Annotated in this window: 5 protein-coding genes; 1 reads left to right on the plus strand and 4 read right to left on the minus strand. The window is 65.4% G+C overall.

Annotated features, from left to right (window positions below; all coding sequences use genetic code 11):
- Positions 1-43 precede the first annotated feature (43 nt).
- The 4 genes from YY7_RS0134590 to YY7_RS0134605 form a co-directional block, all read right to left on the minus strand.
- On the minus strand, positions 44-922 hold the full coding sequence (locus YY7_RS0134590; RefSeq protein WP_028167192.1) for a transglutaminase family protein: 879 nt from the start codon (positions 920-922) through the stop codon (positions 44-46).
- On the minus strand, positions 919-3,441 hold the full coding sequence (locus YY7_RS0134595; RefSeq protein ID WP_028167193.1) for a circularly permuted type 2 ATP-grasp protein: 2,523 nt from the start codon (positions 3,439-3,441) through the stop codon (positions 919-921). Before YY7_RS0134595 ends, YY7_RS0134590 begins: the two co-directional genes overlap by 4 nt.
- Positions 3,442-3,516: 75 nt before the next feature.
- A complete protein-coding gene (locus tag YY7_RS0134600; RefSeq protein ID WP_028167194.1) occupies positions 3,517-6,780 on the minus strand; it encodes a DUF2126 domain-containing protein in 3,264 nt (1,087 codons plus the stop codon).
- 235 nt (positions 6,781-7,015) lie between these two features.
- A complete protein-coding gene (locus tag YY7_RS0134605; protein ID WP_028167195.1) occupies positions 7,016-8,539 on the minus strand; it encodes a UxaA family hydrolase in 1,524 nt (507 codons plus the stop codon).
- A 258-nt stretch (positions 8,540-8,797) separates the two neighbouring features.
- On the opposite strand from YY7_RS0134605, the gene YY7_RS58860 reads away from it, so the two are divergent.
- On the plus strand, positions 8,798-8,971 hold a 174-nt coding region (locus YY7_RS58860; protein WP_155255432.1), incomplete at its 3' end, for a DUF4372 domain-containing protein.

An 8,971-nucleotide genomic window follows, 5' to 3' on the forward strand; every position in this document is an offset into this window, starting at 1 on the left:
CGCTTCACCCGGGCTACGGCAGGATGCGATGCGCGTGACGGCGTCACTCCACCAGCAGCACGTCGACGGAGACGTTCAGCTTCTGCTTGCGCGAGCCGACGATGATGCCGTCGACCGGCGAGACGTCGGAGAAATCGCGGCCCACCGCGAGGATGATGTGATCGTTCTCGACCAGGAGATCGTTGGTCGGATCAAAGCCGATCCAGCCGAGCTCGGCGCCGCACCACGCCGAAACCCAGGCATGGGTCGCGTCAGCCCCCTGCAGGCGCGGCTGTCCCGGCGGCGGGATGGTGCGCAAATAGCCGCTGACATAGGCCGCCGGCAGGCCGAGGCCGCGGAGCCCTGCGATCATCACATGGGCAAAGTCCTGGCAGACGCCGTGGCGTTTCTCGAACACTTCCGTCAGCGGCGTCGAGATCACGGTGGCCTTGGAATCATATCTGAAGTCGCTGCGGATGCGGCGCATCAGGTCGGCGGCACCGGCAACGATGCCGCCTCCTCTTGGAAAGCTTGCGGACGCGTAGGCCGTGAGCGGGGCGAGCACCGGCACCAGCGCGCTCGCAAAGACATAGCCGACCGGCGAGGATGGTCCGAGACTCGTCGCCTCGAACGCGATGTCGCGCACGCTCTCCCAGGACGGGCTCGGCGCAGTGCGGCCGGGCGCATGCCGCGAGACCGAGACGCGCGAGCGCGAGTCGATGCGCAGATTGCGATGCGCGGTCTCGATCAGGATGCTCTCGGTCAAGGTGCCGAAGAAGTCGCGCCGCGCCGTACGCTCCGCGGGCCGCGGCCTGATCTCGACGCTGTGGGAAATCAGTTGCTGCCCGCTGCCGCTTTGCGGCTCGAGCCGCAGCGAGCATCGCGCGACGCTCACCGGGCTTTCGTAGGAGTAGGTCGTGACGTGCCTGATATCGTAGATCACGCGAGGCCCGTCAGCTTCTCCGGCCGGCTCGCATTGGGCCCGTGCGGGAAATAATGGAGCCCGATGGCATCGGCGAGATTGAGCAGGTCCTGCTCCAGCGAGAACAGCGTCTTGACATCAAGGGTCGTCGCTTCCGCCGTCGCCAGCATCGCCTGCAGCGCGACCGCAAGCCGCTGCGGGCGCTCGATCATGCCGTATTCCTTTAGGCTCGGCAGTGCCGCGATGTGTTCGTTGAGGCTTTCGACCTGGAATGCGACCGAGCGCGGGTTATAGGGGTCGAGCACCGCGAGATCGCGCACCGGCGCGAGGAGCGGCGTCACCAAATAGCGCGAGCGATAGGTGATCTGACAATCGACGAGCGTCAGCAGGATGTCGAGGTCTTCGTCACCAGCCTCGTCATAGGCGAACTGCCGCGCGAAACGGGTGGTGTTGATGGCGCGCTCGGCACGGCGGCCCATGTCGAGGAAGCGCCAGCCTGCGGCGCGGTTCATGTTCTCCTGCGCAAGTCCCGCAAAGCTCGCCAGTTCCTGCAGCGTCAACTCGGCCGCGCTGATGACGCCATCGTCATCCTCGACCTCCTCGCCGAGCCGGTCCACCATCTCGGTGATGACCTGCCAGGCGTCCGGCGACAGACGCTCGCGCAGCGAGGTGGCGGTGCGCTGCGCCGAGCGGACCAGCGACAATGCCGAACCAAAGCGCTCCTCGCTCTGCAAGGCCTCGGAGGCGACCTTGGCCAAGTTCGCGCGCGCCGTCTGCGAGCTCGCGCCCCAGGCCACCAGCATGCGCTGGATGCGCTCGACCGAATGCAGGTTGGACGTGCTGCTCGGATTCGACCTCGCGGGATCGCGCATCGGCGAGCCGAGCGCGCGAATCAAGCGCAGCGTCGCTTCGGCGCGTTCGAGATAGCGGCCGAGCCAGAACAGATTGTCGGCGGCACGGCTCGGCAACACGCCGGCGATGCGGCGGATGCGCACCGTATCGCCGGCAGGCAACAGGCTCGCGGTCGAGACCGCTTTTTCCGACACCACCCAGACATCCGCGGCGCGCGCGCCGTCGCCCATCGACACCGCGCGGGCGTCAGGCTGTTCGGCGATCCGGCAGAAGCCGCCGGGCAGGATCGTCCAGCCGTGCGGCGTGGCCGCAGCGAAGACGCGCAGCACAAAGGGGCGCGGCGTGAGCTGGCCGTTCTCCCACACCGGCGTGGTCGACAGCCGCACCAGTTCCTGGCCGACATAGTCGATGCCGCGTTCGACGATCGCATTCCGCAGCCGCTCGCGTTCGCTCGGCGACAGTTCGCCCGCGAGCACGGGGCCATGGCTGGCGAAACCCGGCACACCCCGGCCATAGGCGCTTTCGATGGCGAAATCATCGAGCCGCGACAGCACCTGTTCGCGCGCCGCCTTCTGGCCGCACCACCAGGTCGCGATATGCGGCATTTCCAGTTCTTCGCCGAGCAGGCGGCGGCAGAGGCTCGGCAGGAAACCGAGCAGCGCCCGTGCTTCAAGCACACCCGAACCGGGCATGTTGGCGATCACCACACCGCCCTTGCGCAGCACCTCGATCAGGCCGGGCACGCCGAGATGCGAGGAGGCGTTGAGCTCGAGCGGATCGAGCCAGTTGGAATCGACCCGCCGCAACAGCACGTCGAGCCGCTTCAGCCCCGCCACGGTGCGGATATGGACGCGGTCGCCGCTGACGGCGAGATCGTCGCCTTCGACCAGCAGGAAACCGAGATAGCGCGCCAGCGTCGCATGCTCGAAATAGGTCTCGTTGAACGAGCCCGGCGTCAACAGGCCGATGCGCGGCTCGTCGCGGTCGGCGCTGGCGCGCAGGCCATCGCGAAACGCTTCGAAGAACGGCGCGACGCGCTCGACATTCATCGACTTGTAAAGGCCGGAGAAAGCGCGAGAGAGCACCAGGCGGTTTTCCAGCGCGTAACCCGCGCCCGACGGCGCCTGCGTACGGTCGCCGAGCACCCACCAGCGGCCGTCAGGGCCGCGACCGACATCGGCGGCATAAAGATGGAGGTAGCGCCCGCCCGCCGGCTTGATGCCGCTGACGGCGCGCAGATATTCGCTGCTGCCCGCAATCGCGGCGGCGGGGATCGCGCCATCGGTGACAAGGCGGCCATCGCCATAGATATCGCGCAGGATCATTTCCAGCAGTTGCGCGCGCTGCGTGATGCCGGCAACGAGTTGTTGCCAGTCGGCATCATCGATGATCAGCGGCAGGTGGCTGAGCGGCCACAGCCGGTCAGACGTTTCGCCGGGTGCGCGATAGGTGACGCCGGCGTCGCGCAAATGCCGGTCGGCGGCGGCGAAGCGGCGCTCGATCTCGGCCGGCGAAAGCGCGGCAAAGGCGTCGAAGAAACGGGTCCAAACCGGGCGCGGGGTGCCGTCCGGGCCGATATATTCATCGGGAATGCCAGGCAGCCGCGCATAATCGCGCGACCACTGCGCCATGCGGCGCTGGGCCGGGCGGGCCTTGTTCTCCTGATTGTTGCCGACCGATCCGGTCATTCCCGACGCTCTGCGTTTGACGCGTTTTCTTCACGCGAACCGGTACCCACTTCGCTCGAAAACGCTATGGTGCAATCAATGCAGGAGCGGCGTCCGCAAGTCGAGGGTCAGCGGGAATTCAATTGTGCGTTCTTCCGGCGGCGGCTCGATCCTGCCGGGGGTGTGGCCGTGGTCCTGGAAGCGGGCCAGCCGCCGCGCCTCGGCCTCGTAGGAATTGACCGGCTTGGTCTCGTAATTGCGGCCGCCGGGATGGGCGACATGGTAGACGCAGCCGCCGAGCGAGCGGCCGTTCCAGGTGTCGATCAGGTCAAAGGTCAGCGGCGCATGCACCGGGACGGTCGGATGCAGGCCGGAGGCCGGCTGCCAAGCCTTGAAGCGGACGCCGGCGACCGCCTCGCCTGAACGTCCGGTCGCCGTCATCGGCATCCGCCTGCCGTTGCAGGTGACGACGTGACGGCCCTCGACAAAGCCAGATGCCTTGACCTGCAGCCGCTCGACCGAGGAATCGACATAGCGGACGGTGCCGCCTGCGGACCCCTCCTCGCCCAGCACATGCCAAGGCTCGAGCGCCTGCCGCAGTTCCAGCGCGACGCCGCCATGATGGACGCGGCCGAACGCGGGAAAGCGGAACTCAAGTTGCGCGGCGTACCATTCCGGCGAGAACTCGTAGCCGGAGCGCCCGAGATCGGCGAGCACGTCCAAAAAATCTTCCCAAAGGAAATGCGGCAGCATGAAGCGGTCATGCAGCGTGGTGCCCCAGCGCACGAATTTGCCCTGCTGCGGCTCGCGCCAGAGTTTTGCGATCAGCGCGCGGACCAGGAGCTGCTGCGCCAGCGACATCCTGGGATCAGGCGGCATTTCGAGCGCGCGGAATTCGACCAGGCCGAGCCGGCCGGTCGGGCCATCGGGCGAATAGAGCTTGTCTATGCAGATCTCGGCGCGATGCGTGTTGCCGGTGATGTCGACCAGGATGTGCCGGAACAGCCGGTCCGCCAGCCACAGCGGCGCTTCCACGCCCGCCGGCGGCACATGGGCGAGCGCGATCTCGAGTTCATAGAGCCCGTCATGGCGCGCTTCATCGACGCGCGGCGCCTGGCTGGTCGGGCCGATGAACATGCCTGAGAACAGATAGGACAGCGACGGATGCCGCTGCCAATACAGCACGAGGCTCTTGAGCAGATCTGGCCGGCGCAGGAACGGCGAATCCTCCGGGTTGCTGCCACCGACCACAATGTGGTTGCCGCCACCGGTGCCGGTGTGGCGCCCATCGATCAGGAAACGGTTGGCACCGAGCCGCACTTTCGCGGCGTCCTCGTAGAGGCCGAAGGTGATATCGACCGCCTCGCGCCAGTTCTGCGCCGGCTGGATGTTGATCTCGATCACGCCGGGATCGGGCGTGACCTTGATGACCTCGATGCGGGGATCGAACGGCGGCGCGTAACCCTCGATATGCACGTGCATCTGCAATTCTTCGGCGGTCGCCTCGATCGCCGTCACCAGTTCGAGATAGTCCTCGACCTTCTCGACCGGCGGCATGAAGGCGCACAGGGTGCCGTCGCGGATTTCGATCGACATCGCGGTGCGCACCGGCGGCGGCTCCGGGAGGTCTTCGAGCAGGCGCTTCAATTCTTCGTCGAAATCCGGGAGGCCGCCACGCGGCGCCATCGGATCGATCTCGATGATGTAGGGATAATCTTCCGGCGGGATGTATTCGAGCGAAGAGATCGGCAGCCGCAGGCCGAGCGGGGAATCGCCCGGCGACAGAAACAGATGGCTGCGCCGGAGCTTCCAGTGCTCGCTGCGCCAGCGGGCGCGTACGCCGGCAAGCGGACTGAAGCGCTGGATCGGGAGCACATATCCTTTCGGCGCCGTCAATCCCTGATCGAACACGCGCGCCAGACGCGAGCGCTCTTCCGGATCGGACAGCTTCGAGTTCGCAGGGCTGACATTGGCGGGAAGCGCGGCCTCGCGCTGAAGCCAAAAGGCGGGATCCTCGAAGGCGGGCATGACGTAGTCGGTCGCCAGCGCGAGCTTCTGCGCCATGGTCACAGCGAAGCGCTCGGCGTCTTTGATCTCGGCCTTGTACGGGTTTTCGATCTTCGCGATCAGATCGGCATTCTTCCAGATCGGCACGCCGTCCTTGCGCCAGTAGAGGCCGAAGGCCCAGCGCGGCAGGCTTTCGCCCGGATACCATTTGCCCTGGCCGTAGTGCAGCAGACCGCCCGGTGCGAAACGATCGCGCAGACGGCGGATCAGATCATCGGCGAGTGCACGCTTGGTCGGACCGACCGCGGCGATGTTCCATTCCGGCGCTTCGAGATCATCGACGGAAACGAAGGTCGGCTCGCCGCCCATGGTGAGCCGCACGTCTTCCGTCCTCAAGTCGATATCGACCTGTTCGCCGAGCGCATCGAGCCGCGCCCAGGATTCATCCGAGAACGGACGTGTGATCCGTGGCGCTTCGCGGATGCGCTTGACGCTCATCTCGAATGCGAAATCGACATTGGCGAAGCCTGCGGTGCCGGAGATCGGCGCCGCCGAGCGGTAGTGCGGCGTGGCCGCAACGGGAATGTGCCCCTCGCCCGTCAGCATACCCGAGGTGACGTCGAAGCCGATCCACCCAGCGCCGGGCAGATAGACTTCGGCCCAGGCATGTAGGTCCGTGAAATCGTTCTCGACCTCGCGCGGTCCCTCGACCGGATCGATGTCGGGACGAAGCTGGATCAGATAGCCGGAGACGAAGCGCGCGGCGAAACCGAGATGGCGCAGAATCTGGATCAGCAGCCATGCCGAGTCACGGCAGGAGCCCGCGCCGGCGGCCAGCGTCTCCTCCGGCGTCTGCACGCCCGGCTCCATGCGGATGAGATAGCTGATTTTCTCTCGCAGCTTCGCGTTGAGGTCGACCAGGAAATTGACGGTGCTGTCGGCCTCGCGTGGAATCTCCTTCAGGTAAGCTGCGAGCAGCGGCCCGGGCTCGATCGTTGCAAGATAGGGCGCGAGCTCGTTCTTGAGATCATTGGTGTATTGGAACGGATAGGAGGTGGCGTAGGACTCGACGAAGAAGTCAAACGGATTGATCACGGTCATCTGCGCCGTGAAATCAACCTCGATCTTCAGCTCACTGGCCTTCTCCGGAAACACCAGCCGCGCCAGCCAATTGCCCTGCGGGTCCTGCTGCCAGTTCACGAAGTGATTGGCTGGCGTGACCTTGAGCGAATAGCTCAGGATCGGCGTGCGCGTATGCGGCACCGGACGCAGGCGAATGGTCTGAGGCCCGAGGTCGATCGGTCGGTCGTACTTGTAATGCGTGACGTGATGCAGTGCGACGAAGATCGACACGGATGGCGGACTCCAGCAGCTTTTTTGAGCAGAACACTGGTTCCGGCCGACAGCAAGCACTAACAACGGGCACGGGTGCCTATCGTCTCGGCGCGCTCTAACCCCGAATCGTCCCGGGCTTGACCGGGGACCCATAACCACAGGGTTTAGTGATGCACGAAGCTGTAACCGCTTGCTCGCGCCACAACGGAGATCACGCGGTATGAGTCCCGGGTCAAGCCCGGGACGACGGAGGCTACATCGTCGCGCCCAAAACCCATGGCGCGAACTCGGCGCCGCCGAAATCAAAACTTTCGCTCTTGGTGGGCTGGCCGGATGCCGTCTTCAGCATGAGATCAAAAATGCGCTGGCCGCATTCCTGCACGCTCTCCTCGCCGTCGAGGATGGTGCCGCAATTGACGTCCATGTCGTCTTCCATGCGCTTGTACATGGGCGTGTTGGTGGCGAGCTTGATCGAAGGCGCGGGCTTGCAGCCGAACACGCTGCCGCGGCCGGTGGTGAAGCAGACCAGATTCGCGCCACCCGCCACCTGCCCGGTCGCCGCGACCGGGTCGTAGCCGGGCGTATCCATGAACACGAAACCACGCTTGGTCACCGGTTCGGCGTAATGCAGCACGTCGACCAGATTGGTGCTGCCGGCCTTGGCCATCGCGCCGAGCGACTTTTCGAGGATCGTGGTGAGGCCGCCGGCCTTGTTGCCGGGGCTCGGATTGGCGTTCATCTCGGCGCCTTCGCGCTGCGTATATTCTTCCCACCAGCGCATCAGGCCGACCAGCTTCTCGCCGACCTCGCGGCTGACGGCGCGGCGCGTCAAAAGATGTTCGGCGCCATAGGTCTCCGGAGTCTCGGACAAGATCACGGTGCCGCCGTGCCGCACGAGGAGATCGCTGGCAGCGCCGAGTGCGGGATTGGCGGAGACGCCGGAATAGCCGTCGGAGCCGCCGCATTGCAGCGCCACCGTGAGCTCGCTCGCTGCGACCTTCTCGCGCTTGACCTTGTTGGCGTCGGCGAGTGCTTCGCGCACGAAGGCGACGCCGGCTTCCACGGTCTTGCGGGTGCCGCCGACTTCCTGGATGTCCATCGCGCGCAGGCGGCCGGCAAGCTTCTGCTCCTGCATCAGGCCGCCGATCTGGTTCACTTCGCAACCGAGGCCGAGCACGATCACGGCGGAGAAATTCGCATGCCGCGCATAGCCGCCGAGCGTGCGGCGAAGCAGCGCAAGCGGCTCGTCCTGGGTCATGCCGCAGCCGGTCTTGTGAGTCAGCGCGACGACGCCGTCGACATTCGGGAAATCGGCCAGCGGATTGTCGCCGGTGAACGGATTCTTCTTGAAGACGTCGGCGACGAGGCTAGCGACATGGGCGCTGCAATTCACCGAGGTGAGGATGCCGATATAGTTGCGCGTAGCCACGCGGCCATCTGGACGGCGGATGCCGTCGAAGGTCGCCGGCAGATCGAAATTGGGCACCGGCTTCACGTCGACGCCATAGGCATAGTCCTTGGCGAAATCGCCCATGGCGCAATTCTGGGTGTGCACATGCTGCCCCGGCGCGATCGGCAGGGTGGCAAAGCCAATGATCTGGCCATAGCGCTTGATCGGCTCGCCTTCGGCGATCGGCTTGATCGCGACCTTGTGGCCGGCCGGAATGCGGTCGGTGGTGGTGACGCCGCTCGCGACCTCAAGCCCGGGCGGCAGGCTCGCGCGCGCGATCAGCACGCTGTCATCGGGATGCAGGCGGATCACGGGTGCCGGGGCCATGGGATTCTCCTTGTTTCGTATTCACCTCTCCCCGTTCTTACGGGGAGAGGTCGGATCGCATCGCAGATGCGATCCGGGTGAGGGGCAAGCCACGCGCTCAACTGCTAGTTCAGTGCTCGCGGATAGAAGCCCCTCACCCTACCCTCTCCCCGCGAAGAGCAGGGCTGTCCGGGGAATGAATCGCTATGTCGCAGTGCATGCTCGGCAAAACCGAGGCAAACCGGTCTTTTCTGGTTGTCGAGACACAGAAGGCCGAGCATGCGATTTCGCGGTAGCATTTTTGGGAAGCTCCTTGAACCGATCAGTCGACGGCGGTTTCAGACAGTTGTGGATGGTCTGGACGGGGATGGCTACGACAAGTCCTTCAAGAGCTGGGATCACCTGGTGGCGCTGATCTATGCGCAACTGAGCGGTCACGACAGTCTGCGCGGG

The organism is Bradyrhizobium elkanii WSM2783 (assembly GCF_000472865.1).
GTDB classification, from domain to species: domain Bacteria; phylum Pseudomonadota; class Alphaproteobacteria; order Rhizobiales; family Xanthobacteraceae; genus Bradyrhizobium; species Bradyrhizobium elkanii_A.